The sequence below is a fragment of the Pseudomonas sp. GW456-12-10-14-LB2 genome (genome assembly GCF_002884345.1).
GTDB lineage: Bacteria > Pseudomonadota > Gammaproteobacteria > Pseudomonadales > Pseudomonadaceae > Aquipseudomonas > Aquipseudomonas paraglycinae.
This window is the reverse complement of the sequence record NZ_POHV01000009.1, coordinates 43,201-69,306: the sequence shown is the minus strand read 5'-3', so window position 1 is coordinate 69,306 and position 26,106 is coordinate 43,201. Positions and strand designations below refer to the sequence as shown.

The 26,106-nt window shown below is 60.4% G+C and carries 24 protein-coding genes; 8 read left to right on the top strand and 16 right to left on the bottom strand.

Annotated features, from left to right (window positions below; all coding sequences use genetic code 11):
* Positions 1-6: 6 nt before the first annotated feature.
* The 14 genes from lpxB to rpsB all read right to left on the bottom strand — a co-directional run bounded on the left by lpxB (position 7) and on the right by rpsB (position 13,987).
* Complete coding sequence (gene lpxB / locus C1X29_RS08120; RefSeq protein ID WP_085748113.1) at positions 7-1,137, bottom strand: lipid-A-disaccharide synthase; 1,131 nt, start codon at positions 1,135-1,137, stop codon at positions 7-9.
* Positions 1,138-1,139: 2 nt separating this feature from the next.
* Positions 1,140-1,916: an acyl-ACP--UDP-N-acetylglucosamine O-acyltransferase gene (lpxA, locus tag C1X29_RS08115; RefSeq protein ID WP_085748112.1), complete on the bottom strand. Its 777-nt coding sequence runs from the start codon at positions 1,914-1,916 to the stop codon at positions 1,140-1,142.
* Positions 1,913-2,353 carry a 3-hydroxyacyl-ACP dehydratase FabZ gene (fabZ, locus tag C1X29_RS08110; protein ID WP_003222142.1) on the bottom strand — a complete coding sequence of 147 codons (441 nt, stop codon included), beginning with the start codon at positions 2,351-2,353 and terminating at the stop codon, positions 1,913-1,915. Before fabZ ends, lpxA begins: the two co-directional genes overlap by 4 nt.
* Positions 2,354-2,459: 106 nt before the next feature.
* The gene (gene lpxD, locus C1X29_RS08105; RefSeq protein WP_085748111.1) at positions 2,460-3,515 is read right to left on the bottom strand and encodes a UDP-3-O-(3-hydroxymyristoyl)glucosamine N-acyltransferase; all 1,056 of its coding nucleotides are present in this window, start codon (positions 3,513-3,515) and stop codon (positions 2,460-2,462) included.
* A gap of 3 nt (positions 3,516-3,518) precedes the next feature.
* Positions 3,519-4,022, bottom strand: a complete 504-nt coding sequence (locus C1X29_RS08100; RefSeq protein ID WP_003222140.1) for an OmpH family outer membrane protein — start codon at positions 4,020-4,022, stop codon at positions 3,519-3,521.
* A 45-nt stretch (positions 4,023-4,067) separates the two neighbouring features.
* Positions 4,068-6,443: an outer membrane protein assembly factor BamA gene (gene bamA / locus C1X29_RS08095; protein ID WP_085748110.1), complete on the bottom strand. Its 2,376-nt coding sequence runs from the start codon at positions 6,441-6,443 to the stop codon at positions 4,068-4,070.
* A gap of 74 nt (positions 6,444-6,517) precedes the next feature.
* Positions 6,518-7,870, bottom strand: coding sequence for a sigma E protease regulator RseP (rseP, locus tag C1X29_RS08090; RefSeq protein ID WP_085748109.1), 1,353 nt, complete (start codon positions 7,868-7,870; stop codon positions 6,518-6,520).
* Between the two features lie 53 nt (positions 7,871-7,923).
* Positions 7,924-9,114, bottom strand: a complete 1,191-nt coding sequence (gene ispC / locus C1X29_RS08085) for a 1-deoxy-D-xylulose-5-phosphate reductoisomerase (protein WP_102717197.1) — start codon at positions 9,112-9,114, stop codon at positions 7,924-7,926.
* On the bottom strand, positions 9,111-9,917 hold the full coding sequence (locus C1X29_RS08080) for a phosphatidate cytidylyltransferase (RefSeq protein WP_102686554.1): 807 nt from the start codon (positions 9,915-9,917) through the stop codon (positions 9,111-9,113). Before C1X29_RS08080 ends, ispC begins: the two co-directional genes overlap by 4 nt.
* Entirely contained in the window at positions 9,917-10,672 is a 756-nt protein-coding gene (gene uppS / locus C1X29_RS08075) for a polyprenyl diphosphate synthase (RefSeq protein ID WP_007954779.1), read from the bottom strand. Before uppS ends, C1X29_RS08080 begins: the two co-directional genes overlap by 1 nt.
* Before the next feature lie 14 nt (positions 10,673-10,686).
* Entirely contained in the window at positions 10,687-11,244 is a 558-nt protein-coding gene (frr, locus tag C1X29_RS08070; protein ID WP_007954771.1) for a ribosome recycling factor, read from the bottom strand.
* On the bottom strand, positions 11,241-11,984 hold the full coding sequence (gene pyrH / locus C1X29_RS08065) for a UMP kinase (protein ID WP_003222124.1): 744 nt from the start codon (positions 11,982-11,984) through the stop codon (positions 11,241-11,243). The genes frr and pyrH overlap by 4 nt, the downstream gene beginning before the upstream one ends.
* A 211-nt stretch (positions 11,985-12,195) precedes the next feature.
* On the bottom strand, positions 12,196-13,059 hold the full coding sequence (tsf, locus tag C1X29_RS08060; RefSeq protein WP_011332682.1) for a translation elongation factor Ts: 864 nt from the start codon (positions 13,057-13,059) through the stop codon (positions 12,196-12,198).
* 190 nt (positions 13,060-13,249) lie between these two features.
* Positions 13,250-13,987, bottom strand: a complete 738-nt coding sequence (gene rpsB / locus C1X29_RS08055; protein WP_008052780.1) for a 30S ribosomal protein S2 — start codon at positions 13,985-13,987, stop codon at positions 13,250-13,252.
* A 374-nt stretch (positions 13,988-14,361) separates the two neighbouring features.
* On the opposite strand from rpsB, the gene map reads away from it, so the two are divergent.
* From map to C1X29_RS08035, 4 genes are all read left to right on the top strand, one after another.
* Positions 14,362-15,144, top strand: coding sequence for a type I methionyl aminopeptidase (map, locus tag C1X29_RS08050; protein ID WP_039769663.1), 783 nt, complete (start codon positions 14,362-14,364; stop codon positions 15,142-15,144).
* Positions 15,145-15,184: 40 nt separating this feature from the next.
* Positions 15,185-17,887, top strand: a complete 2,703-nt coding sequence (locus C1X29_RS08045; protein WP_102717196.1) for a [protein-PII] uridylyltransferase — start codon at positions 15,185-15,187, stop codon at positions 17,885-17,887.
* 43 nt (positions 17,888-17,930) lie between these two features.
* Positions 17,931-19,130 carry a succinyldiaminopimelate transaminase gene (dapC, locus tag C1X29_RS08040; protein ID WP_102717195.1) on the top strand — a complete coding sequence of 400 codons (1,200 nt, stop codon included), beginning with the start codon at positions 17,931-17,933 and terminating at the stop codon, positions 19,128-19,130.
* 166 nt (positions 19,131-19,296) lie between these two features.
* A complete protein-coding gene (locus C1X29_RS08035) occupies positions 19,297-20,025 on the top strand; it encodes a M12 family metallopeptidase (RefSeq protein ID WP_102717194.1) in 729 nt (242 codons plus the stop codon).
* 8 nt (positions 20,026-20,033) lie between these two features.
* On the opposite strand, the gene C1X29_RS08030 is transcribed toward C1X29_RS08035, so the two are convergent.
* Positions 20,034-21,665, bottom strand: coding sequence for a Na+/H+ antiporter (locus C1X29_RS08030; protein ID WP_102717193.1), 1,632 nt, complete (start codon positions 21,663-21,665; stop codon positions 20,034-20,036).
* Between the two features lie 182 nt (positions 21,666-21,847).
* Here C1X29_RS08030 and C1X29_RS08025 point away from each other — a divergent pair, with 182 nt between their 5' ends.
* The 4 genes from C1X29_RS08025 to C1X29_RS08010 all read left to right on the top strand — a co-directional run bounded on the left by C1X29_RS08025 (position 21,848) and on the right by C1X29_RS08010 (position 25,011).
* Positions 21,848-22,210, top strand: coding sequence for an ArsC family reductase (locus C1X29_RS08025; protein ID WP_003222107.1), 363 nt, complete (start codon positions 21,848-21,850; stop codon positions 22,208-22,210).
* Positions 22,211-22,241: 31 nt separating this feature from the next.
* Entirely contained in the window at positions 22,242-23,276 is a 1,035-nt protein-coding gene (gene dapD / locus C1X29_RS08020) for a 2,3,4,5-tetrahydropyridine-2,6-dicarboxylate N-succinyltransferase (RefSeq protein WP_085748103.1), read from the top strand.
* Positions 23,277-23,401: 125 nt separating this feature from the next.
* The gene (locus C1X29_RS08015; protein ID WP_102717192.1) at positions 23,402-24,607 is read left to right on the top strand and encodes an aminotransferase class V-fold PLP-dependent enzyme; all 1,206 of its coding nucleotides are present in this window, start codon (positions 23,402-23,404) and stop codon (positions 24,605-24,607) included.
* On the top strand, positions 24,604-25,011 hold the full coding sequence (locus C1X29_RS08010) for a SufE family protein (protein ID WP_102717191.1): 408 nt from the start codon (positions 24,604-24,606) through the stop codon (positions 25,009-25,011). The genes C1X29_RS08015 and C1X29_RS08010 overlap by 4 nt, the downstream gene beginning before the upstream one ends.
* A gap of 167 nt (positions 25,012-25,178) precedes the next feature.
* Here the strand turns inward: C1X29_RS08010 and tcdA are convergent, their stop codons facing one another.
* Positions 25,179-25,997, bottom strand: coding sequence for a tRNA cyclic N6-threonylcarbamoyladenosine(37) synthase TcdA (tcdA, locus tag C1X29_RS08005; RefSeq protein WP_039769652.1), 819 nt, complete (start codon positions 25,995-25,997; stop codon positions 25,179-25,181).
* Positions 25,998-26,106: the final 109 nt, after the last annotated feature.

Sequence of the window (26,106 nt, the reverse complement as noted above, 5' to 3'; positions counted from 1 at the left end):
TCTTGCTCATCGTGTTTGACCGATCAGGTTCAGAACGGCGTCAGCCGCCTGATTGGAAGCGTCCAGGCGCAGGGTGCGGTGGATCTCGTCGAAGCCGCGGGTCTGCTCTTCGCCACCGTCGATCAACGGCGACAGGGTCTGGGCAAGCGCCTCGACCGTGGCATCATCCTGCAACAATTCCGGGACCAGCAATCGCTGGGCCAACAGGTTCGGCAGGGACACGTACGGGCTCTTGACCATGCGTTTGAGAATCCAGAACGTCAGCGGAGCAAGACGGTAGGCCACGACCATCGGGCGCTTGTACAACAGCGCTTCAAGGGTTGCCGTACCCGACGCGATCAGGACCGCATTGCACGCCGCCAGCGCCAGATGGGATTTGCCATCGAGCAGGGTCACCGGCAGGTCGCGGCCGGCCAGCAGCTCTTCGAGCTGGGCACGACGCTCGGGGTTGGCGCACGGTATGACGAAACGCACGCCTGGGCGCATGGCCCGCACGCGCTGGGCAGTATCGAGGAACAGCGCCCCCAGACGACTGACTTCACCGCCCCGGCTGCCGGGCATCAAAGCCACCAGCGGACCATCCGGCAGACCGAGTTCGGCGCGCGCAGCAGAGCGATCAGCCTCCAGCGGAATGGTGTCGGCCAGCGTATGGCCGACGAACCGCACCGGTACGCCCTTCTCTTCGTAGAATCTGGCTTCGAACGGCAGCAGCGTAAGCATCAGGTCGCAGCCTTCGCGGATCTTCAGGACCCGCTTCTGCCGCCACGCCCACACCGACGGGCTGACGTAATGCACGGTCTTGATTCCGGCCTGACGTAGCTTGAGTTCGATATTGAGGTTGAAGTCCGGCGCGTCGATACCGATGAATACGTCTGGCTTCTCGGCAATCAGGGTAGCAATCAGGTCCTTGCGGCGCTTGAGCAGCTCACGCAACCGCCCCAGGACCTCCACCAGCCCCATGACCGACAGACGCTCCATCGGAAAATAGGAAGTCAGGCCTTCGGCCTGCATCAGCGGACCGCCGACACCGATGAACTCCACCGCGGGATGCTGTGCCTTGAGCGCACGCATGAGACCGGCGCCCAGAATGTCACCGGAAGCCTCCCCCGCCACCAGCGCAATACGAAGATTGGCCATGATCAGCGGGTGATGCCGCGAGACGACGACTGAATGGAGTCACGGAACACCGCGACTTCCGGGAACTGGGCGGACGGTTCGGCGAGTTCGGCCAGCGCCTGCTCGACGGTCAGTCCCTGGCGATACACCGTTTTGTATGCACGGCGCAGGGCGTGAATGGCGTCTTCGCTGAAACCGCGACGGCGCATGCCCTCGAAGTTCATGCTGCGCGCTTCGGCCGGGTTGCCAAATACAGTGACGAACGCCGGAACGTCCTTGCCGATGGCCGTGCCCATGCCGGAAAAGCTGTGGGCGCCAATGTGGCAATACTGATGCACCAGGGTGAAACCGGACAGGATCGCCCAGTCATCAACGTGCACATGGCCGGCCAACGCGGTGTTGTTGACCAGGATGCAGTGGTTGCCGATGACGCTGTCATGTCCGATGTGGGCATAGGCCATGATCAGGTTGTGATCACCCAAGGTCGTTTCGGAACGATCCTGCACGGTGCCACGGTGAATCGTCACGCCTTCACGGATGACATTATGGTCACCGATCACCAGGCGCGTTTCTTCGCCCTTGTATTTCAGGTCCGGCGTGTCTTCGCCTACAGAGGAAAACTGGTAGATGCGATTGTGCCTGCCGATACGGGTCGGACCTTTGAGGATCACGTGTGGCCCGATGACCGTTCCCTCGCCGATTTCCACACCTGCACCGATGATCGACCACGGGCCGACCTCGACGCCATCAGCCAGGACGGCCGACGGATCGATGATTGCGCGAGGGTCAATCAAACTCATAGCTTGCGTTCCGCACAAATGATTTCAGCCGAGCAGACCGGTTTGCCATCGACCGAAGCCTGGCATTCGAACTTCCAGATCTGACGCTTGCAGCTGATGAACTTGGCTTCAAGGATCAACTGATCACCCGGCAGCACCGGCTGGCGGAAGCGCAGCTTGTCGGAACCGACGAAGTAGTAAAGGGTGCCGTCGGCCGGTTTCACGTCAAGCATCTTGAAACCGAGGATCCCGGCAGCCTGAGCCATGGCTTCGATGATCAGCACGCCCGGCATGATCGGGTGCGCAGGGAAGTGACCATTGAAGAACGGTTCGTTGATGCTGACATTCTTGTAGGCGCGAATGCGCTTGCCTTCCGTATCCAGCTCCACTACCCGGTCCACCAGCAGGAACGGGTAACGGTGAGGCAGGTATTCGCGAATCTCGTTGATGTCCATCATTTCGGGGGGAAGCCTATGTAAAGATTGGGAGCGCGACTGACGCGCACTCCTCTAGCAAATCAAGGAGGCAGTCCAGAGGCTGTGCACACTTGATATGGAAATGGTATCAGCCTTCAGATGAAGCATTACCGTCGGGGGTCACTTCCCCGGACCGCTTTTCCAGCTGTTTCAAACGTCGCGCGATGTCATCGAGCTGACGAATACGGGCCGCGCTTTTGCGCCATTCGGCCGCAGGTTGCATAGCTGTGCCGGAAGAATAGGCACCCGGCTCGGTAATCGAGTGGGTCACCATGGTCATCCCGGTCAGGAATACGTTGTCGCAAATATCGATGTGCCCTACCAGGCCAACACCGCCGGCGAGCATGCAGTGCTTGCCGATTTTGGTGCTGCCGGAAATCCCCACGCACGCCGCCATGGCGGTGTGGTCACCGACCTGCACGTTGTGGGCGATCTGAATCTGGTTGTCGAGCTTCACGCCATTGCCGATCACGGTATCGGCCAACGCACCGCGGTCGATGGCGGTATTCACGCCGATCTCCACATCGTCGCCGATGGTCACGCCACCGATCTGGGCGATCTTTTGCCAGATGCCCTTCTCGTTGGCAAAGCCGAAGCCTTCACCGCCGAGCACAGCACCGGACTGGATCACCACACGCTTGCCGATCCGCACATCGTGATACAGCGTGACCCGCGGGGCCAGCCAGCCGCCCTCGCCGATTTCGCTGCGGGCACCGACAACGCAATGCGCGCCGAGTGTCACGCCTGCACCGATTCGAGCCCCGGCTTCGATCACCACGAAGGGACCGACACTGGCACTCGGATCAACCACGGCATCCTCGGCAATCACCGCTGTTGGATGAACGCCGGCAGTTGCCTTGGGCTTTGGATCGAACAGATGGGAAATGCGCGCGTAAGCCAGGTAAGGATCCGGCACCACCAACGCATCACCGGCATAACCTTCCGCGTCGGCAGCCTTGAGCAACAGGGCTGCGGCTTGCGAGCCTGCCAGGTATTTACGGTATTGGGGGTTTGCCAGAAAGCTCAACTGAGCTGGGCCAGCCTCCTGCAAGGTGGCTAGCCCAGTGATTTGCTTCTCGGGGTCGCCACTCAGGGTGGCGCCGAGGAACTCGGCCAACTGGCCGAGCTTGATAGTCACGGTCATGGGTTACTTCAGCTGATTCATGCGCTCGATAACCTGGCGCGTGATGTCGTACTGAGGTTTGACATCGATCACTGCGCCACGCTCGAACACCAGGTCAAAACCACCTTTCTTGATGACTTCTTCCACTGCGCTATCCAGCTTCGGCTTCAGTTGCTTGAGCATTTCGCGGTCGGCAACGGCCTTGGCTTCGTTCAGTTCCTTGGACTGGAACTGGAAGTCACGAGCCTTTTGCTTGAACTCAAGCTCCAGACGCTCGCGCTCGCCTTGCTGCATCTTGTCGCCACCGGCCATCAGGCGATCCTGAATGCCCTTGGCGCTGCTTTCCAGGGTCTTGAGCTTGGTCAGTTGAGGGCCGAATTTCTTCTCGGCATCCACGGCGTACTTCTTGGCCGCGTCGGATTCCAGCAGCGCCATCTGATAGTTCAGAACGGCGATTTTCATGTCGGCAAATGCCGGGCCTGCCACCAGTACGGAGGCCAGGAGAACCAATTGAGTCAACTTACGCACGATGCACTCCTACAAAATCCATTGTCGTTATCTTGGGTCAAACGCTTAGAACGTCTGACCGAGGGAGAATTGGAACACTTGAGTTTCAGCGTCATCCGGTTTCTTGATCGGCATAGCCAGTGCAAAACTCAGCGGACCCAGTGCGGTGACCCAGGTCACGCCGACACCGACGGAGCTGGCCATGTTGCTAAGACTGATGTCGTTGCATTGGGTATTCGACTTCGTACCGTTGGCGTTCGTAGTATCGGAACACTTGGAGTCGAACACGTTACCGACATCCCAGAATACCGAAGTACGCAGCGAACGCTGATCCTTGACGAACGGGAGCGGGAACAGAACCTCGACACCGCCCTGGATCAGGACGTTACCACCGAACGGCAGCGGATCCTGGTCCGGGTCTCTCGCCGTGCCCGGGTTACTCCCCGTACTTGGCGTGCTTCGCGGGCCAAGGGTGCTGTCCTTGAAGCCACGCACCGAGTTGAAACCACCAGCATAGTAGTTTTCATAGAACGGCAAGCCGTCGGTCGAACCGTAACCGTCGCCATAGCCCAGTTCAGTGTGCAGGCGCAGAGTGTAGTTATCGGTGATCGGCTGGAACAGCTGACCGCGGTAATCGAGCTTGAAGAACGACAGATCGCTGCCTGGAACGGTAGTTTCCAGCGTCAGGCTCTGGGAGCGACCACGGGTCGGCAGTACACCTTTGTTCAAGGTGGACTCGGACCAGCCGGCCGAGGCCTTGAAGTTCAGGTACTTGTCGCCTTCTCTGTTAACGAAGTCGAAAATCTCGTCAACGGTGTAGGTACCGGTCTTGATCTCGTCCTGTTGAACGGACAGACCAAAGGTCAGACGCGAAGTCTCGCTGATCGGGTAGCCCACGTTCACGCCGGCGCCCAGGCTGTCTACCGCATAGCTCGCCACATCGACGTCGAGGTCTTTGTAGTCGGTGGTACGGTAGAACGCGTTGTAACCCAGGCTCACGCCATCGGCGGTCCAGTAGGGGTCAACGTAGCCGAAGTTGTAGCGGCTCTGGTATTCGCTGCGGGTCAGGCCGACGCTGACGCGGTTACCGGTACCGAGGAAGTTGTTCTGGGTGATCGAACCACCGAGGATCAGACCGGCGCTCTGGGCGAAACCGACGCTGGCGGTGATCGAACCGGAAGCCTGCTCTTCAACGCTGTAGTTCACGTCAACCTGGTCGTCGACACCTGGCACGGCCGGGGTTTCGACGTTGACTTCTTTAAAGAAGCCCAGACGCTCCAGACGGGTCTTGGACTGGTCGATCAGGTAGGTCGAAGCCCAGCCACCTTCCATTTGACGCATTTCACGACGCAGCACTTCGTCCTCGGACTTGGTGTTGCCACGGAAATTGATGCGATTGACGTAGGCACGCTTGCCTGGATCGACAGCAAACAGGATATCGACGGTGTGATCTTCGTCGTGCGGTTGCGGTACGCCGTTGACGTTGGCGAAGGTGTAACCCTCGTTACCCAGACGACGGGTGATCAGTTCGGAGGTGGTGGTCATCAGCTTGCGCGAGAACACCTGGCCTTTCTGCACCAGCAACAGCGACTTGACCTGGTCTTCAGGAACCTTCAGGTCACCGCTGAGTTTGACGTCACGAACGGTGTACTTCTCGCCTTCGTTGACGTTGACGGTGATGTAGACGTGCTTCTTGTCCGGGGTGATGGACACCTGGGTCGAAGCGATATCCATGTTGATATAGCCACGGTCCAGGTAGTAGGAACGCAGACGCTCCAGGTCACCGGACAGTTTTTCACGGGCGTACTTGTCGTCGTTCTTGAAGAACGACAGCCAGTTGGTGGTTTTCAGTTCGAACAGGTCGGTCAGGTCTTCTTCGGGGAAAACCGTGTTGCCCACCACGTTGATGTGCTGAATGGCAGCAACGGTGCCTTCATTGATCTTCACTTTCAGGCCGACACGGTTGCGCGGCTGCGAGACCACTTCGGTATCGACGGTAGCCGAGTAACGACCTTGTGCAACGTATTGACGTTGCAGCTCGTTACGCACGCCTTCGAGGGTCGCGCGCTGGAAGATCTCGCCTTCGGCCAGACCGGATTGCTTGAGGCCTTTCATCAGGTCTTCGGTGGAGATCGCCTTGTTGCCTTCGATCTCGATGCTGGCGACCGAGGGACGTTCGACGACGGTGATCACCAGAACGTTGCCTTCGCGGCCCAGCTGGATATCTTGAAAGAAACCGGTTTTGAACAACGCACGAGTGGATTCCACCAGGCGACGATCATCCGCCTGCTCGCCGACGTTCAACGGCAAGGCACCAAAGACGCTACCCGCGGAGACCCGCTGGAGGCCATTGACGCGAATATCAGAGATAGTGAAGGACTCGGCGTGAACTTCGGCGATCATCAATACGGTGAGAACCGCAGTTAGCAGCAGACGTTTCATGAAGTCCTTTCTTATTCCAACTGGCAATAAACAAACTGCCGCAAAATGCGGCAGATTCGCAATTCAGCGAAGCGTTACAGTCGACCCAGATCGTTGACCAGAGCAAGCAACATCACCCCGACCACCAAACTGATACCGATCTGTATCCCCCAACCTTGCACCCGATCCGACAAGGGACGACCACGCGCCCACTCGATCAGATAAAACAACAAATGCCCCCCATCCAGTACAGGAATGGGCAGCAAATTCAGAACCCCCAGGCTAATACTCAGATAAGCAAGGAAATTCAGGAAATCAGCGACGCCCGACTGGGCAGAAGCGCCCGCCACTTTAGCAATGGTTATCGGTCCACTCAAGTTTTTTACCGAGAGCTCGCCGAAGAGCATTTTCTTCAGTGAATCCAGCGTCAGGACGCTCATGGTCCAGGTACGACGGGCACCCTCGCCAATTGCTGCCAAAGGCCCGTAGCTGACCTCGCGGATCATCTCCGGCGGCCAGTCGACAGCCTTCACGCCCGCCCCCAGGTAACCGCTTGGTGACTTCTTCTCGCCCCGCGCGGCCAGTGTGACAGGGACGTCGATTGGAACACCGTCGCGCTCGACGCGCAGCACGATTTTGGTATCAGGACGCGTACGAACGGTGTCGACCACCTGCTGCCAGTCATCCAGCGCCTTGCCATCGAGCGTCAGCAGACGATCGCCGGTTTTCAGCCCGGCTGCCTGGGCCGGACCTTTCGGGTCGAGTTCGGCCAGCACTGGCGGCAATGCCGGACGCCAAGGGCGAATGCCGAGAGAGCGAATCGGATCCGGCTCGTCAGCCCCCTTGAGCCATTTATCGAGTGCCAGTTCACGAGGCGTATCAGCCGTAGAGCCCTGCTCGCGCACCAGCACCTGCAAGGAACCGCTTTCCCCGAGACGTCGCACCAGTTGCAGGTTGACTGCCGCCCAGCCCGAGGTCGGCTCACCGTCGATCGCGACGATTTCCTGACCGGCGCTCAGTCCGGCCGTTGCAGCGATGCTGCCGGACTCCACCGAACCGATGACCGGGCGAATCTGCTCGCTGCCGAGCATGGCCAGCACCCAGAAGAACACCAGCGCAAGCAGAAAGTTGGCCACAGGACCGGCGGCGACGATCGCGATGCGTTGACGAACGGACTTGCGATTGAATGATTGATGAAGCTGATCGGCCGGTACTTCGCCCTCGCGCTCGTCGAGCATCTTGACGTAGCCACCCAGCGGGATGGCCGCGACCACGAACTCCGTGCCCTGCTTATCGTGCCAGCGCAGCAGCGGCATGCCGAAGCCCACGGAGAAACGCAGAACCTTCACGCCACAGCGACGCGCGACCCAGAAATGGCCGAATTCGTGAAAGGTGACCAGCACACCCAAAGCGATCAGGGTGCCGGCAATCATATAGAGCGCGCTCATCTACTTTCTCCGCAATCCTGTCCAGTGCCGCGTGAAGCCATGTGTTGCAAGACCTATCGGCCGTGACGACTTAACCACTGCCCGGCCAATGTCCGGGCAGTCGCGTCAGCGGTGAACACCGCATCGAGATTGTCCAGGGCCACCACAGGTTCGAGGTTCAAGACTTCCTCGATGATACTCGCGATTTCCAGGTAGCGAACCCGTCCGTCGAGAAACGCGGCGACCGCCACTTCATTCGCCGCATTGAGCATGGCCGGGGCGCTGTTTCCCGCCTCGGCAGCCTGGCGCGCCAGACGCAGGCACGGGAAGCGCTCTTCGTCGGGTGCTTCGAAATCCAGGCGTGCTACAGCGAACAGATCCAGCGGCGCCACGCCCGAGTCAATGCGCTCAGGCCAGGCCAGGGCGTTGGCAATCGGCGTGCGCATGTCGGGATTGCCCAACTGCGCCAGCACCGAACCGTCCACGTAATCGACCAGCGAATGAATCACGCTCTGCGGATGAATCACCACCTCGACTTGCGATGGCTTGGCATCGAACAACCAGCAGGCCTCGATCAATTCGAGCCCTTTGTTCATCATGCTGGCCGAATCGACCGAGATCTTGCGACCCATCGACCAGTTCGGGTGCGCACACGCCTGATCGGGTGAAACATGTGCCAGCTCGGCCATCGGCGTCTGCCGGAAAGGGCCACCAGAGGCCGTGAGCAAAATCCGGCGGACCCCAACGTTGCTCAACCCGCGAGCAAAGTCCTGTGGCATGCACTGGAAAATCGCGTTGTGCTCGCTATCGATCGGCAACAGGACCGAACCGCTCTTGCGCACGGCCTGCATGAACAAGGCGCCGGACATGACCAGCGCTTCCTTGTTGGCCAGAAGAATCTTCTTGCCCGCCTCAACTGCCGCCAAAGTCGGGCGCAAGCCGGCGGCGCCGACGATGGCGGCCATGACAGCACCCACCTCCGGCGCAGCAGCGACCTGACACAAGCCTTCTTCGCCGACCAGCACCTGCGTCGACAGGCCCGCAGCACGCAAATCATCCTGCAGGCTGCGGGCAGCGCCGGCTTCCGGCACTACCGCATATTTCGGGAGATGGCGAACACACAGGGCAAACAGTTCGCTCAGACGGGTAAAACCGCTCAGGGCAAAAGCCTGATAACGCTCCGGATGCCGGGCGATGACATCCAGGGTGCTCAGACCGATCGAACCGGTCGCCCCCAGGACGGTAATCTGCTGTGGGCGACTCACGACGCCGCCATCCACAACAGCACCGCGAAGACCGGGATCGCCGCCGTCAGGCTGTCGATGCGATCCAGTACACCACCATGACCGGGCAGCAGATTACTGCTGTCCTTGATGCCGGACTGACGTTTGAACATGCTTTCGGTCAGGTCACCCACCACCGAGATGAAGACGATCACCGCAGCGCCGATCAAGCCCTTGAACAGTTGTGCCACCGTCCAGTCACGGAACAGCGCGACCAGGGTGGTGATGACCAGGCTCAGCGCCAGACCGCCATACACGCCCTCCCAGCTTTTGCCGGGACTGACTTGCGGCGCCAGCTTGCGCTTGCCGAACGCGCGACCGGAGAAATAGGCACCGATATCAGCGCCCCAGACCAGCACCATCACCGCCATGATCAGCCAGTTGCCCAGCGGATACTGCTTGATCTGCACCAACCCTTGCCAGGCAGGCAACAGAATCAACAGACCGATCACCAGCTTGGCGGCGGCGCTGGACCAATGCTCGCTGGAGCGCGGGTAAGTCAGCACCAGCCAGGTCGCCAATGCCCACCAGATCACCGAAGCACCCAACACCCAAGGCGCCAGCCCCGGCAGGATGTACATGACGAACAGCATCAGCGCGACCACCGCCGCGTAGCCGACACGAAATGCCTGTGCGGTGAAGCCGGCCAGACGCGCCCATTCCCAGGCGCCCAGACTTACGACCAGCCCGATGAACAGAGCAAAACCGGAACCCTCGAGCAGGAAAAAACCGCCCAGGGCGATCGGCAGCAGAATCAGTGCAGTGATGATGCGTTGTTTAAGCATTAAACCCGGGCTCCAGCTTCGACCTGCTCGCTCGTTTTACCGAAGCGGCGCTGGCGCAAAGCGAAATCGGCCAGCGCATTGCGCATGGCTTCGTGTTTGAAGTCCGGCCAGAACAGGTCGGAGAAGTACAGCTCGGCGTAAGCCAGCTGCCACAAGAGGAAATTGCTGATGCGGTGCTCGCCGCCGGTGCGGATGCACAAGTCGGGCAACGGCAGATCACCGGTAACCAGGCAGGTCTGCAGCAGATCCGGCGTGATGTCTTCCGGCCGCAGATGACCGGCCTGAACTTCACGCGCCAGACGCTGCGCCGCTTGCGCAATGTCCCACTGACCGCCGTAGTTGGCGGCGATCTGCAGGATGAAACGGTTGGCACCGGCGGTCATCGCTTCCGCTTCACGCATGGCGGCCTGAAGCTCCGGATGGAACCGCGTACGGTCACCGATGATGCGCAGACTGATGTTGTTGTCATTCAGGCGCTTTGCCTCGCGACGCAACGCCTTGAAGAACAGATCCATCAAGGCGCTGACCTCATCGGCCGGGCGCTGCCAGTTTTCACTGGAAAAGGCGAACAGGGTGAGCACCTCGACCTTGGCCTCGGCACACACCTCGATCACCGCCCGCACAGCGTCTACGCCCGCCTTATGCCCGGCGACACCCGGCATAAAGCGTTTTTTCGCCCAGCGATTATTGCCATCCATGATGATCGCGACATGGCGCGGCACCGCGGACGGCGCAGTCTGCTTGGTCTTGTCCATTTAAAACTCGACCCTTATACGGCCATCAGGTCTTTTTCTTTCTCGTCCGTGGCCTTGGTGATCTGGGCCTCGGATTCTTTGGTCAGCTTATCGATATCAGCGATGGCACGACGCTCTTCGTCTTCGCTGATTTCCTTGTCCTTGACCAGTTTCTTGAGCTCGCCCAAGGCATCACGACGAATATTGCGCACGGCAACACGCGCGTCTTCAGCAGCGCTACGCGCCTGCTTGGTGAAGCCTTTACGCGTTTCCTCGGTGAGGGCCGGCATAGGGATCAACAGCAACTCACCCAGGTTGGTCGGGTTGAGGTTCAGACCAGCGCTTTGGATTGCCTTGTCGACAGCAGCGAGCATGTTGCGCTCGAACGCCACGACCTGCAGGGTGCGCGAGTCTTTCACGGTGACGTTGGCAACGCCGCTCAGCGGAGTATCAGTGCCGTAGTAAGGCACCATGACACTGCCGAGGATGCTCGGGTGAGCCTTGCCGGTACGAATCTGGCCGAACGCGTGGTTCAGAGACTCCAGGGATTTCTGCATACGCGCTTGGGCGTCTTTCTTGATTTCGTTGATCATTGTTGGCCTTCCTCGATCAAAGTCCCTTCTGCGCCACCATGCACGATGTTCAGCAGGGCGCCGGGCTTGTTCATGTTAAATACGCGCAGCGGCATCTTGTGATCGCGGCACAGGCAGATGGCCGTCAGATCCATTACGCCCAGCTTGCGATCCAGTACTTCATCGTAAGTCAGATGATCGAACTTCTCGGCATGCGGGTCTTTGAACGGGTCAGCGGTGTAGACGCCATCGACCTTGGTCGCCTTGAGCACGACATCGGCGTCGATTTCAATGGCGCGCAGGCAGGCTGCCGAATCCGTGGTAAAGAACGGATTGCCGGTACCGGCCGCGAAGATCACCACGTCCTTGGAGTTCAGGTGGCGCATGGCCTTGCGACGGTCATAGTGATCGGTCACACCGACCATGGAGATGGCCGACATCACGATCGCCGAGATATTGGCACGTTCCAGCGCGTCGCGCATGGCCAGGGCGTTCATCACAGTGGCCAGCATGCCCATGTGGTCACCCGTGACCCGATCCATGCCGGCCTTGCTCAGCGCTTCACCGCGGAACAGGTTGCCACCGCCAATCACCAGACCGACCTGGACGCCGATACCGACCAGCTGGCCGACTTCCAGCGCCATGCGATCCAGCACCTTAGGATCGATCCCGAACTCTTCCGAGCCCATCAGGGCCTCGCCGCTAAGCTTGAGTAGAATGCGTTTATAGCGAGCCTGATAACCACTGCCCTGCTGAGCCATTGCGAATCTCTCCTGCGGCGTATTTTAAAAATTCTTTGCGAGCTGTTTACAGCTGGCGTTCACTCTAGCTTGGCGCTGCTTCAGCGCCATCGGAACATGGCTTTGTAAGTCAGTTCCAAGGGGAAACCAATTAAAAATTGGTAACCCTATCTGAAAAGAGGCTGCGCGCGTGAGCGGGCAGCCTCTTTCGGGCGACAGTTGAAAAACCGTCTTATTGCTTGGCGGCAGCCAGCTGGGCAGCAACTTCTTCAGCGAAGTTGTCGACCGGCTTCTCGATGCCTTCGCCTACTTTGAAGTAGGTGAAGGAAACGATTTCAGCGCCGCCTTTCTTGGCCAGCTCGCCAACTTTGATTTCAGGGTTCTTGACGAACGCCTGCTCAACCAGGCTGGCTTCTGCCAGGAACTTGCTGATACGGCCTTTGACCATGTTCTCAACAATGTTTTCTGGCTTGCCTTTGATTTTTTCTTCGTTCAGCTGCAGGAACACAGCCTTTTCACGCTCGATCGCTTCGTCGGAGACTTGCGAAGGCAGCAGGAACTCAGGGTTGCTTGCAGCAACGTGCATTGCGATGTCTTTGGCCAGCTCGACGTCGCCGCCTTTCAGGACAACAGCAACACCGATCTTGTTGCCGTGCAGGTAGGTGCCGACTACGTCGCCTTCTACGCGCACCAAGCGACGGATGTTGACGTTCTCGCCTACTTTGGCAACCAGTGCTTCGCGCGCGGCTTCTTGAGCAGCGATCAGCGGAGCTGCGTCGGTCAGCTTGTCAGCGAATGCTTTGTCAACGCTGGCAGCAACGAAGTTTTTGAAGTCGTCCTGCAGAGCCAGGAAGTCGGTCTGCGAGTTGACTTCGATCAGAACGGCAGCCTTGCCGTCGTCCTTGATGGCGATAGCGCCTTCAGCGGCAACGTTGCCAGCTTTCTTGGCAGCCTTGATCGCGCCCGAAGCACGCATGTCATCAATGGCTTTTTCAATGTCGCCGCCAGCCTTTTCCAGGGCTTTCTTGCAATCCATCATGCCTTCGCCGGTACGCTCGCGCAGTTCTTTGACCAACGCTGCAGTAATTGCTGCCATTTTCAAATTCCTCTTGGATAGGTTTTCAACCATTCCACCCGATCGAACGGGCGTTCAATTCTTCCCGAGACACCTTGTAGCCGCTGCACGTTACAGATGCTGTAGCTGCGCTGCCGACAAATGGTTTTCGAGGTGGCAAAAAGGGGGCCAAGCCCCCTTTTTGCTTACTGAGTCAACGCCAGGGCGTCAATTACTCAGCTGCAGCCTGAGTTTCTTCAGCTGCGAATTCTACAGTACCGCCAGCAACGTTGTTGCGACCGCGGATGACTGCGTCAGCCATCGAACCCATGTACAGCTGGATAGCGCGAATTGCGTCATCGTTGCCTGGGATGATGTAGTCAACGCCTTCCGGGCTGCTGTTGGTATCGACAACGCCGATGACCGGGATGCCCAGCTTGTTGGCTTCGGTGATCGCGATGCGCTCGTGGTCAACGTCGATCACGAACAGTGCGTCTGGCAGACCGCCCATGTCCTTGATGCCGCCCAGGGAGCGATCCAGCTTCTCAAGATCGCGAGTGCGCATCAGCGCTTCTTTCTTGGTCAGCTTGGCGAAAGTACCGTCTTCGGCTTGTACTTCAAGGTCACGCAGACGCTTGATGGAAGCACGGATGGTCTTGAAGTTGGTCAGCATGCCGCCCAACCAGCGGTGATCGACGTACGGCGAACCGCAACGTGCTGCTTCTTCAGCAACGATCTTGCCAGCGGAACGCTTGGTGCCGACGAACAGAATCTTGTTTTTGCCCTGGGCCAGACGCTCTACGAAAGTCAGAGCTTCGTTGAACATTGGCAGGGTTTTTTCAAGGTTGATGATGTGAATCTTGTTACGCGCGCCGAAAATGTATTTACCCATTTTCGGATTCCAGTAACGGGTTTGGTGACCGAAGTGCACACCGGCCTTCAGCATATCGCGCATGTTGACTTGGGACATGATAGTTCCTTGATAAGTCGGGTTGGGCCTCCACGTATCCCAATGACCAACCATTGATCCGAGGATCAAAGGCACCCAGGCCATCGTGTCGACACGTGTGTGGGTTAATGCTCCCGGAGCTATCCCCGGAAAGCGGCGCATTTTATACCACAGGGACGACGCAAACGGAACCCGGAATCTGCAATCGCGTCAGGGACATGCGCGCCAGCCCCTTGGAATCGGGACAATGCACCGCATTGTATAGAGAGAAGCGATGCACGCAGGCGCGGATTTGCGCCTTTGGTCTGTTAGAATCGCGTTTTTCGGGGCCGCCAAACCAACAGCCGCGCCCCTGTTCGTATCAGCAAGCGCCGCCGAGCGCAGAGAGAGCCTGTATGACCGTCACCCTCAAAACCCCCGAGGACATCGCTGGCATGCGTGTCGCCGGCAAACTGGCCGCCGATGTGCTGGAAATGATTGCCGAACACGTCAAGCCGGGCGTGACCACCGATGAGCTGAACCAGATCTGCCACGACTATATCGTCAACGTGCAGCAGGCCATCCCTGCCCCGCTCAACTACAAGGGCTACCCGAAGTCGATCTGCACCTCGATCAACCACGTGGTCTGCCACGGTATCCCGAACGACAAGCCGCTGAAAAACGGCGACACCCTGAACATCGACGTCACCGTGATCAAGGACGGCTATCACGGCGACACCAGCCGCATGTTCCACGTCGGCACCGTGCCGGTCTGGGCCGAGCGCCTGTCGCAGGTCACCCAGGAATGCATGTACAAGGCGATCGAGATCGTCAAACCCGGCTGCCGCCTCGGCGACATCGGCGAAATCATTCAGAAGCACGCTGAAAAGAACGGCTTCTCGGTGGTGCGTGAGTTCTGCGGTCACGGCATCGGCAAGGTGTTCCACGAAGAGCCGCAGATCCTGCATTACGGCCGCGCCGGCACCGGCATGGAACTGAAGGCCGGCATGACCTTCACCATCGAGCCGATGATCAACCAGGGCAAGGCCGACACCAAAGTACTGGGCGACGGCTGGACCGCGATCACCAAGGATCGCAAGCTGTCAGCACAGTGGGAACACACTTTGCTTGTCACCGACACCGGCTACGAGATCTTCACCCTGCGCAGCGACGACACCATCCCGCGCATCTCGGCCTGACCCAGACACCGTTCCCAGCCTATAGAAGGAAAGCCAATCGATGCCGCAGGTGGATCCCGAACTCTTCGACCGTGGCCAGTTCCAGGCTGAACTGGCCCTGAAAGCGAGTCCCATCGCGGCGTTCAAGAAGGCGATCCGCCAGGCCCGCGAAGTGCTCGATGCACGCTTTCGGGCCGGTCGCGATATCCGACGGCTGATCGAAGACCGGGCCTGGTTCGTCGACAACATCCTGCAAAAGGCCTGGGACCAGTTCGACTGGAGCGAAGACGCCGACATCGCGCTGGTCGCGGTCGGCGGCTACGGTCGCGGCGAATTGCACCCCTATTCCGACATCGACCTGCTGATCCTGCTGGACAGCGCCGACCACGAAATTTTCCGCGATTCCATCGAGCGTTTTCTGACGCTGCTGTGGGACATCGGCCTGGAAGTCGGTCAGAGCGTTCGCTCCGTCGACGAATGCGCCGAAGAGGCCCGCGCCGACCTGACGGTGGTCACCAACCTGATGGAAAGCCGCACCATCTGCGGCCCCGAGCGCCTGCGCCAGCGCATGCTCGATGTCACCAGCACCGCACACATGTGGCCGAGCAAGGATTTCTTCCTGGCCAAGCGCGCCGAACAGAAGGCTCGCCACCACAAGTACAACGACACCGAATACAACCTGGAACCCAACGTCAAAGGCTCGCCTGGCGGACTACGGGATATTCAGACGATTCTGTGGGTGGCCCGTCGTCAGTACGGCACCCTGAACCTGCGGGCCCTGGCCGGCGAAGGCTTTCTGGTCGAGAGCGAAAACGCCTTGCTGGCCTCCTCCCAGGAATTCCTCTGGAAGGTGCGTTACGCCCTGCACATGCTCGCCGGTCGCTCCGAGGACCGCCTGCTGTTCGATCACCAGCGCACCATCGCCGGGCTGCTGGGTTTTGAAGGCGACGACGCCAAACAGGCCGTCGAAAACTTCATGCAGCAGTACTTCCGGGTGGTGATGAGCATCGCCCAGCTCAGCGACCTGATCATTCAGCACTTCGAGGAAGTCATCCTCGCCCCGGAAGACGAAGCGCCGCCGCAGCCGATCAACTCGCGTTTCCAACTGCACGACGGCTACATCGAAGCTCGCAACGACAACGTATTCCGCCGCACGCCGTTTGCCATGCTCGAGATCTTCGTGCTGATGGCCCAGCAGCCGGAAATCAAAGGTGTACGCGCCGACACGATTCGTCTGCTGCGGGAAAACCGCCACCTGATCGACGACAACTTCCGCAACGACATCCGCAATACCAGCCTGTTCATCGAGCTGTTCAAGTGCAAGATCGGCATCCACCGCAACCTGCGGCGAATGAACCGCTACGGCATTCTCGGGCGCTACCTGCCGGAGTTCGGCTTCATCGTCGGGCAGATGCAGCACGACCTGTTCCACATCTATACGGTCGATGCGCACACGCTGAACCTGATCAAACACCTGCGCAAGTTGCAGTACACCCAGGTGTCGGAGAAATTCCCGCTGGCCGCCAAGCTCATGGCGAAACTGCCCAAGCCTGAACTCATTTACATGGCGGGCCTGTATCACGACATCGGCAAGGGCCGGCATGGCGACCACTCGGAGATCGGCGCGGTCGATGCCGAGGCGTTCTGCCAGCGGCACCAACTGCCGGTCTGGGACAGCCGCCTGATCGTCTGGCTGGTGCAGAACCACCTGGTGATGTCGACCACTGCCCAACGCAAGGATTTGTCCGACCCGCAGGTGATCCATGACTTCGCCCAGGCAGTCGGTGACGAAACCCGTCTAGACTACCTGTACGTGCTGACCGTGGCCGACATCAACGCGACCAACCCGACTCTCTGGAACTCGTGGCGTGCCAGCCTGCTGCGCCAGCTCTACACCGAGACCAAGCGCGCCCTGCGCCGTGGCCTGGAGAATCCGGTGGATCGCGAAGAGCAGATCCGCCAGACCCAAAGTGCGGCACTGGACATTCTGGTGCGCGGCGGCACCGATCCGGATGACGTCGAGCAATTGTGGGCGCAACTGGGCGATGACTACTTCCTGCGCCACACCGCCGGCGACGTGGCCTGGCACACCGACGCCATCCTTCAGCAACCGGCCGACGGCGGTCCGCTGGTGCTGATCAAGGAAACCACCCAACGCGAGTTCGAGGGCGGCACGCAGATCTTCATCTATGCGCCGGACCAGCACGATTTCTTCGCCGTGACCGTGGCCGCGATGGACCAGCTCAACCTGAACATTCACGACGCCCGGGTCATCACATCCAGCAGCCAGTTCACCCTCGACACCTACATCGTGCTCGACACCGATGGCGACTCGATCGGCGACAATCCGGTCCGGGTCAAACAGATTCGCGAAGGCCTGACCGAAGCGCTGCGCAACCCGGCCGACTACCCGACGATCATCCAGCGTCGGGTGCCGCGCCAGCTCAAGCATTTCGCATTCGCCCCGCAGGTGACGATCCACAATGACGCCCAGCGTCCGGTGACCGTGCTGGAACTCACCGCGCCAGATCGCCCGGGCCTGCTGGCACGGGTCGGCGGGATTTTCCTCGAGTTCGACCTGTCACTGCAGAACGCCAAGATCGCCACCCTGGGCGAGCGGGTGGAAGACGTGTTCTTCATCACCGACGCCCACAATCAACCGCTGTCCGACCCGCTGCTGTGCAGCCGTTTGCAGGATGCCATCGTCGAACAGCTGAGCGTCAATCAGGAACCCGATATCAAACTGTCGCGCATCAGTATTTGATTGCGCGCCCGGATTCAACCGCTTTGCACGAGATCCAGCACCGATGAACAACGCTCTGTCCCAGCTTCAGCCCTACCCGTTCGAAAAGCTCCGCGCCCTGCTCGGCAGCGTCACGCCAAACCCGGACAAGCGCCCGATCGCGCTGTCCATCGGCGAACCGAAGCACCGCTCGCCAAGCTTTGTCGCCGAGGCGCTGGCGAACAATCTGGATCAGATGGCGGTGTACCCGACCACCCTCGGCATTCCGGCCCTGCGCGAAGCCATCGCCGCCTGGTGCGAGCGTCGCTTCAACGTGCCGAGCGGCTGGATCGACCCGGCGCGCAACGTACTGCCGGTCAATGGCACCCGTGAAGCGCTGTTCGCCTTCACCCAGACAGTGGTCAACCGTGGCGATGACGCGCTGGTGGTCAGCCCGAACCCGTTCTATCAGATCTACGAAGGCGCAGCATTCCTCGCCGGGGCCAAGCCGCATTACCTGCCGTGCCTGGACGAGAACGGCTTCAACCCGGATTTCGACGCGGTTTCGCCGGACATCTGGAAACGCTGCCAGATCCTGTTCCTGTGCTCGCCAGGCAACCCGACCGGCGCGCTGATTCCGGTCGACGTGCTGAAAAAGCTGATCGCCCTGGCCGACGAATACGACTTCGTGATCGCGGCCGACGAGTGCTACAGCGAGCTGTACTTTGACGAACAGACCCCGCCGCCGGGCCTGCTCAGCGCCTGCGCCGAACTGGGCCGCAAGGATTTCAAGCGTTGCGTGGTGTTCCACAGCCTGTCCAAGCGCTCGAACCTGCCGGGCCTGCGCTCCGGTTTCGTTGCCGGCGACGCCGACATCCTCAAGGGCTTCCTGCTGTACCGCACCTACCACGGCTGCGCGATGCCGGTTCAGACCCAACTGGCCAGCGTCGCTGCGTGGAATGACGAAGTGCATGTACGCGCCAACCGTGCGCTGTACCGCGAGAAGTTCGATGCCGTACTGGCGATCCTCAGCCCGGTGATGGACGTGCAGCGCCCCGATGGCAGCTTCTACCTGTGGCCGAATGTGCAGGGTGACGATGCCGCGTTCTGCCGCGATCTGTTTGCCGAAGAATACGTGACCGTGGTGCCGGGTTCGTACCTGTCCCGTGACGTCGATGGGGTCAATCCGGGTGCCGGGCGTGTGCGCATGGCGCTGGTTGCGCCGCTGGCGGAATGCGTCGAGGCTGCCGAGCGTATCCGCGATTTCGTTTTGCGCCACAAGTAATGCCTGAACGCCCGTGCCGGGCAATCCGGTACGGGCGATCAAATATCACGTAACAGTTCCCCTCCTTTTCTACCCCATGCCCCTGCCCGCCAGACGTTAGTCTTGGGCGGCGCCGCTCGCTGCGCATCACCAAAAACCGCCCTTTGACTTCATGGAAGAAGTGAAAATGACAGAACTGCTCGATTGCCAACTCAATCAATGGCCCGACGATCAGGCGGCCTACACAGCCGCCATCAACGAAAACCCGACCAACGCCGGCAACGCGACCGGCACTCGCCACAAGCGCTCCGTCGTCAACTATTCAAAGCTGTGGGCCAACGGCCGCACGCTGAAAATCGCCTTCCTGGACGCGCCCGACGCCGATCACAAGACCAGAATCATCAGCGCCGCCAGCCAGTGGCTGCGATACGTCAACCTCACGTTCGAATTCGTCGATGACCTGCTGGGCGACATCCGTATTGCCACTAAAAACAACGACAACAGCTCGATGCTCGGCACCGATGCGCTGTTGATTCATCCGGACCATCCGACCATGAATCTGGGCGTAAAGCCGGATCACCAGGACTTTGAAGTGATCGTGATGCACGAGTTCGGGCATGCGCTGGGCGCAATGCATGAACACCAGCACCCACAGGCCAGAATTCCGTGGGATAAACCGAAGGTGTATGAGTTCTACAAAAATCGCGAGATGAACCCGCTGACCGAGGAGCAGGTCGACAGAAACCTGTTCGCTTCCTTCGACACGCTGGATGCGATCTACACCGCCTACGACCGCAGGTCGATCATGCACCACCCCGTGGCCAACACCTTGACGGTGGGCAACTGGGAGGTGCCGATCAACCGCACGATCAGCAAGAAAGACAAACGCCTGATGAGATTGCTCTATCCCAGGTAACGCGCTGCCTATTTGACCTGCCCCAGGTTGGCCTCACTCAAGTCGAGTTCACCCAAAACTTCCCTCAGCACGTCATCGCCGATCTGGTGCTGACGGCTGAGGCTGTACAGCTCGAGGCGTTGCGCGCGCAGTGCCTTGAGCCGCAGACGGCGCTCCAGCAGATCCATCTGGAACGCCAGCGCCTGAGCTTCGGCCGAATCGTTGAACACCTCCAGTTGATGACGATACTCGGACATGATCCGTGCCTTGAGCTCCGCTGCCAGCGCGGCTTGCGCGGCGTCCTGCGGGTTGGCCTCTTCGGTTTCCAGCGCATGAATCGCTGCTTCGGCGGTCTTGCGCCAGGCGTCGCGCACTTCCTGACGGCGTTTGTCGTCCGGGCTCTTTTCGATGCCGCGCAACAGCAACGGCAGCGCAATACACGCCGCCACCAGCGACAACAGGATCACCCCGGCGGCGATGAAGATCAGCAGATCGCGCTCGGGGAACGCCTCGCTGCCCATCAACATCGGCACCGACATCACGCCTGCCAGCGTCACCGCACCGCGCACGCCACCGACGGTCAGCAGCCAGCAGGAACGGGCGGTCGGCACTTGCGTCAGATCCCCCTTGCCGCGCAGACGGCGCAGCAGCACCGACAGACGCCAGATGCTTTGCACCCAGATAAAGCGCAACAGCACCAGCGCCAGGAAGATCGCCACCACATCGAGGCAGCGATAGAACAGGGTCGGCCACAACGACGTCTCGTGGCTGACCACCGCTTTAATGATGTCCGGCAGTTGCAGCCCCAGCAGCAGGAAGATCAGGCCGTTGAAGGCGAACTCAAGCAGCGACCACACACTGCGGTTGAGCAACCGGGTGCTGGTCTGGCGTGGCAGCAGGTCAAGCCAGCTCTGCATCATCCCCGCTGCCACTGCCGAAAGAATGCCCGACGCGCCGAGCCGTTCGGCCAGCACGTAAGCGGCGAATGGCAGCAGCAACATGAACACCACGTGGGTCGCCGGATCGTCCCAGCCCCGGGCGATCATCCAGGCGCGCAACCGGCCGACCAGCCAGCTCAGCGCCACACCCACAGCCAGCCCGCCGACCGCCACCAGCACGAAGGTCAGACTGGCATTGGCCAGGGAAAACGCACCGGTCACCGCGGCAACCAAGGCGAATTTGAATGTCACCAGGCCCGAGGCATCGTTCATCAACGCCTCGCCTTGCAGCATGTGCATCAGCGGCGTTGGCAAGCGGTTCTGCGAAATCGCCGAAACTGCCACCGCATCGGTCGGCGACAGCACCGCCGCCAGTGCAAAGGCCACCGGCAACGGAATCGTCGGCAGCAGCCAATGAATGAAGTAGCCGGCACCGACCACGGTGAACAGCACCAGCCCGACCGCGAGCGTCAGCACCGGCCCGCGAAGGCGCCACAATTCACGCTTGGGCATGCGCCAGCCATCGGAAAACAGCAGCGGCGGCAGGAACAGAAACAGGAACAGTTCAGGATCGAGGGCCACGTGCAGGCCGAGGGTCGGCCAGGCCAGCAAGGCGCCGGCGGCGATCTGTACCAGTGGCAGCGGCAGCGGAATCACCCGTCCTACCAGGCGCGAGACACTGACCAGCATCAGCAGGATCAGGACGGTATAAGCGGTTTGCATAAAGCGGAAATCCCGGACAATCGACAGCGTTGAACTGCCATATTAGCCGCTTAGGCTGTGGCTGACCGTTGCACCTATGTCGCAGGCCCCCTCCGTAAAAGCAACCTCGGCGCCGCGAAACCGTCTGGTCATGGCATAATCCGACACCATTTTTTTCCAGCACCTGTAAAGGGGGCAATTCCTTGACCGTTTCAAGCAAAACGTTGCACCTTTTCGGCATCAAAGCCTGCGACACCATGAAAAAGGCGCGCACCTGGCTCGATGAACACGCTGTCAGCTATGACTTCCACGATTACAAGACCGCCGGCATTGACCGTGAGCACCTGACCCAATGGTGCGACGAACATGGCTGGCAAACGGTGTTGAACCGCGCAGGCACGACCTTTCGCAAACTCGACGACGAACGCAAAGCCGATCTCGACCAGTCGAAAGCCATCGAACTGATGCTCGCTCAACCCTCGATGATCAAGCGCCCGGTGCTCGATCTCGGTGACCGAACCCTGATTGGCTTCAAGCCAGATATCTACGCGGCCGCCCTCAAGTAAGCAGCCCGTCACTTTTTGTAGAGGTATTCACATGTCCAACTCCCTGTTCAGTATTGCCTTCGGCGTCGGCACCCAGAACCGTCAAGGTGCTTGGCTGGAAGTGTTCTACGCCCAGCCGCTGTTGAACCCTTCGGCCGAACTGGTTGCCGCTGTTGCACCGATCCTCGGCTACACCGAAGGCAACCAGGCGATCACCTTCACCACCGCACAAGCCGCCCAACTGGCCGAAGCCGTGAAAGGCATCGACGCGGTACAAGGCAAGCTGCTGACCCGTCTGGCTGAAAGCCACAAGCCGCTGGTCGCCACCCTGCTGGCCGAAGACGCGCAACTGACCTCGACCCCTGAGGCTTACCTGAAGCTGCACCTGCTGTCCCATCGTCTGGTCAAGCCGCACGGCGTGAGCCTGGCCGGGATCTTCCCGCTGCTGCCGAACGTGGCCTGGACCAGCCAGGGCGCGATCGACCTGAGCGAACTGGCCGAGTTGCAACTCGAAGCCCGTCTGCGCGGCGAGCTGCTGGAAGTGTTCTCGGTGGACAAATTCCCGAAAATGACCGACTACGTAGTACCGGCCGGCGTGCGTATCGCTGACGCGGCGCGTCTGCGTCTGGGCGCCTACGTGGGCGAAGGCACCACCGTGATGCACGAAGGCTTCATCAACTTCAACGCCGGCACCGAAGGCCCGGGCATGATCGAAGGCCGCGTTTCCGCTGGCGTATTCGTCGGCAAGGGCTCGGACCTGGGCGGCGGCTGCTCGACCATGGGCACCCTGTCGGGCGGCGGCAACATCGTGATCAAGGTCGGCGAAGGCTGCCTGATCGGTGCCAACGCCGGTATCGGTATCCCGTTGGGCGACCGCAACACCGTCGAGTCGGGCCTGTACGTGACCGCCGGCACCAAGGTGGCGCTGCTGGACGAGCACAACAAACTGGTCAAAGTGGTCAAGGCCCGTGAACTGGCTGGTCAGACCGACCTGCTGTTCCGTCGCAATTCGGAAACCGGCGCTGTGGAATGCAAGACCCACAAATCGGCGATCGAACTGAACGAAGCACTGCACGCTCACAACTAAGCGCCAGAAGCTCACCTGAGGGAGCCGGCCTGTTTGCCATGGCGTTCGAAAGATCGCCATCGCGGGCAAGCCCGCTCCCACAGGGTTCGGCGTTAACCCGCCCATCTTCACCAGGGCTTGAAACCGTGATGATTCCCTCCCCCTGGCGCGCCGATTTCCCGGCCATCGCCGCCCTGCAACGGCAAGACCAGACTTACCTGGACAACGCCGCCACCACGCAAAAACCCCAGGCCCTGCTCGACGCGCTGGCGCATTACTACGCCAATGGCGCGGCCAACGTGCATCGTGCCCAACATCTGCCCGGTGCCCACGCCACGCAGGCGTTCGAGGACAGTCGCCTGAAGGTTGCCCAGTGGCTGAATGCCGGTGACAGCGGGCAGATCATCTTCACCCACGGCGCCACCAGTGCGCTGAATCTCCTGGCCTATGGCCTGGAACATCTTTTCCATCCGGGCGATGAAATTGTCATCAGCGCCCTGGAGCATCACGCCAACCTGCTGCCTTGGCAGCAACTGGCACAACGTCGCGACTTGAAGCTGATAATCCTGCCGCTGGACGATGACGGTGTGATCGACCTCGCCGCTGCCGTTCACCTGATTGGCCCGCGCACTCGCTTGCTGGCGGTCAGTCAGTTATCCAACGTGCTCGGTGCCTGGCAACCGTTGCCGGCGCTGCTGGCGATGGCCAAGGCGCACAACGCACTGACGGTGGTCGATGGCGCTCAGGGCGTGGTCCATGGCCGGCATGACGTGCAAGCGCTGGGTTGCGACTTTTACGTGTTTTCCAGCCACAAGTTGTACGGCCCCGATGGCCTCGGCGTGCTGTTCGGGCGCAACGCAGCGCTCGAACAACTGCGCCCGTGGCAATTCGGCGGCGAGATGGTGCTGGAAGCCAATTACCACGACGCGCGTTTCCGCCCCGCTCCCTTGGGATTCGAAGCGGGAACGCCGCCGATTGCCAGTGTGATCGGCCTCGGTGCGACTCTCGACTACCTCGCGGGTCTGGATCAGGACGCGGTGTCCACCCACGAAGCGGCGCTGCACGATTACCTGTTACGTGGCCTCGCCGCCCGCAACGGCATTCGTCTGTTGGGCAAGCCGCAATTGGCGCTGGCGAGTTTTGTCGTGGAGGGTGTGCATAACGCCGATCTGGCGCACTTGCTGACCGAACAGGGCATCGCCGTACGTGCCGGGCATCACTGTGCGATGCCGCTGCTCAAGCGTTTCGAACTGGCCGGGGCGATTCGTGTGTCGCTGGCGCTGTACAACGATTCCGAGGATCTGGAGCGGTTCTTTGAAGCGCTGGATCAGGCGCTGGAGTTGTTGCGATGAGCCTGCCGGTCGAGGCCGCCGAGGCGCTGCAAACGTTTCAGAACGCCGCCGGCTGGGAACAGCGGGCGCGATTGTTGATGCAGTTTGGCGATCGTCTGCCGCCGTTGAGCGATGCGGACAAGTGCGAGGCCAATCGAGTGCACGGCTGTGAAAGTCAGGTGTGGCTGGTTGGCGAATTGCGCGACGACCGCTGGCAATTCGCGGCGAGCAGCGATGCACGGATGATTCGCGGGTTGGTGGCGTTGTTGCTGTTGCGGGTCAACGGTTTGACCGCTGGCGAGTTGCAACAGTTGGACCTGCCGGACTGGTTCAATCAGTTGGGACTATCGCGGCAGTTGTCGCCGTCGCGCAGCAATGGCCTGAATGCCGTGTTGCAGCGGATGCGTGAACTCGCCCCTGACTGATCGTACTGATCGTTCCCACGCTCCGCGTGGGAATGCAGCCCGGGACGCTCTGCGTCCCATGCCGAAGCGGACGCAGAGCGTCCAATGAGGCATTCCCACGCAGACGGTTCGACGCCTCGACGTGGGAACGATCGGCGACGTAGAGCGTGGGAACGATCGGTCACTGGTCAGGCCTGAGGCTTGACCCGATCCGCCGGGCGCCGAACGCCCGCCACGATCTTGTCCACCGCCTTGGTCGCCGCGACCATGCCGAACGTCGCCGTCACCATCATCACCGCGCCAAACCCGCCGGCGCAGTCCAGCTTCACACCGTCGCCGACAAAACTCTTCTGCAGGCAAATGCTGCCGTCCGGTTTCGGATAGCGCAGCTGTTCGGTGGAGAACACGCACGGCACGCTGTAATGGCGGGTCACGGTACGCGAGAAGCCGTAGTCGCGGCGTAACGTAGAGCGCACTTTCGAGGCCAAAGGATCATTGAACGTACGGTTGAGGTCGCAGACCTGAATCAGCGTCGGATCGATCTGCCCGCCGGCGCCGCCGGTGGTGATGATCTGGATTTTGCGCCGTTTGCACCAGGCGATCAGCGCGGCCTTGGCGTTGACCGCATCGATGCAGTCGATCACGCAGTCGATGTTCGGCGTGATGTATTCGGCCATGGTGTCGCGGGTGACGAAGTCCGCCACGGCGTGCACCTTGCAGTCCGGGTTGATCCCGCGCAGACGCTCGGCCATCACCTCAACCTTGGGCTTGCCGACGGTGCTGTCCAGCGCATGCAACTGACGGTTGGCGTTGCTGACGCAGACGTCGTCGAGGTCGAACAGCGAAATCTCGCCCACCCCGCAACGGGCCATGGCTTCCGCCGCCCAGGAGCCGACGCCGCCAACGCCGACAATCGCCACATGGGCTGCGCGCAGACGCTCGAGGCCCTCGATGCCATACAAACGGGCGATGCCTGCAAACCGCGGATCTTCTGTACTCATGACCATTACCCTAAAAACCGGCGCGCATTATAGGGCCGTCGGCGGCCAAGAGCATCTTTGCGCTATGAACGGCGAACGCGCCTGCTTTAATTAAAGCTGCACGTAACAAAGATTT